General features: G+C 58.6%; 3 protein-coding genes. 1 reads left to right on the forward strand and 2 read right to left on the reverse strand.

Features of this window, described 5'->3' with window-relative positions; all coding sequences use genetic code 11:
* The coding region (locus AF337_RS11455) for a transport-associated protein (RefSeq protein ID WP_049732273.1) at window positions 1-235 on the reverse strand (235 nt) is incomplete at its 3' end.
* A 254-nt stretch (window positions 236-489) separates the two neighbouring features.
* On the opposite strand from AF337_RS11455, the gene AF337_RS11460 reads away from it, so the two are divergent.
* Entirely contained in the window at window positions 490-771 is a 282-nt protein-coding gene (locus AF337_RS11460; RefSeq protein WP_049732272.1) for a DUF982 domain-containing protein, read from the forward strand.
* 70 nt (window positions 772-841) lie between these two features.
* On the opposite strand, the gene AF337_RS11465 is transcribed toward AF337_RS11460, so the two are convergent.
* Window positions 842-1,137 (reverse strand): hypothetical protein (locus AF337_RS11465; RefSeq protein ID WP_049732274.1); only part of this gene is annotated, 296 nt, incomplete at its 5' end.

The raw sequence follows: 1,137 nt of genomic DNA on the forward strand, positions 1-1,137 counted from the left end.
CGTTCTCCTGGCCGACGATCATCGCTGCAAGCGAGATGACTTTCTCGCGGTCGGCGGCTTTTGTTATGTAGCCTTCAAGCACGACCACAGGGCCGAGCATCCTGATCTCGACGGCGCTCCTGTCGATATCGCGATCAGCGGAAAGGGCCGCTTCGATCGTCGCGATCGTCGAGGCCGAACTATGGCCTTGGGAGCAGCGCTCCTCATGGCTGGCGTTGTCGGCGCCGAATTTCATGTCGTCCTCCTGTTCCGTCCCTCCGCGGAGCTTCATGTTGCCTCAAGCCTAATATGAGAAGCAGGCCCTGTGACGGCCAGTCCGACTTAGGTCTGTCTTCCCCTCGGCGCTATCGGGCTTAAATTTTCCTCTTCCTTGTAGAAAGGACACCAGGGAGGTTTTAGCGATGTTGCTGTATCCAGTCAGAACCTCCCTGGTGAAGCGTCGCCGAAACATGTCCGGCGTCGCTTCCTGCGAATAAAGGGCGGCTATTCTTGCGAACGAGCGGTATAGTGGATTGGCATAGAAGCGAAGATTTCGCTCCTCTGATGCTTGTGATGAGCGGTCGAGAAAAGCATAGGGTGATCCGATCACTCCGTGAGGTTGCCGAGGCGCTTGTAGCTGCATGGCCGACCGACGATGGCAAGGAATACATCGCGGCGGTAAAAACATGTCTCGATGCCATTCAAGGTAATATTCCCGCAAAGGCAGCGCGGACCGCACTTCTTCGCGCTGCGGAGGAAGCCAGCATTCCCGTAATTGCCGTCGTCCACTGACGGAATGCCTTGCCGGACGCCGGCGCCAGTTGGCGCCGCAGCACCTTTTAAATAACGGCGCTTCAAGCTTTCAATGGAACGTGGCTCCGCTCGCGACGCGATGCGCTCCTGGGCGAGCGTTCATGGCGGCCATGCACAACGCGGCCACAATTCTTTCGGGGCTCGCCGGTTTGGTGACGACAGCTCGGCCCACCGGGTTCTCGATCACACCGGGTTTCACGGTGAAATACACCACCCCAAGCCCGAATCCGGAAAATAGGGCGCGGGCAATGGACGGCCCGGTGATACCATCCCCAAGCCGGACGTCGATGATGGCGATGTCTGCTTCGGAGCCGAGCTCCAGAGCCTCTGACATATTCCCCGTGA

Source organism: Rhizobium ecuadorense (assembly GCF_001187535.1).
GTDB lineage: Bacteria > Pseudomonadota > Alphaproteobacteria > Rhizobiales > Rhizobiaceae > Rhizobium > Rhizobium ecuadorense.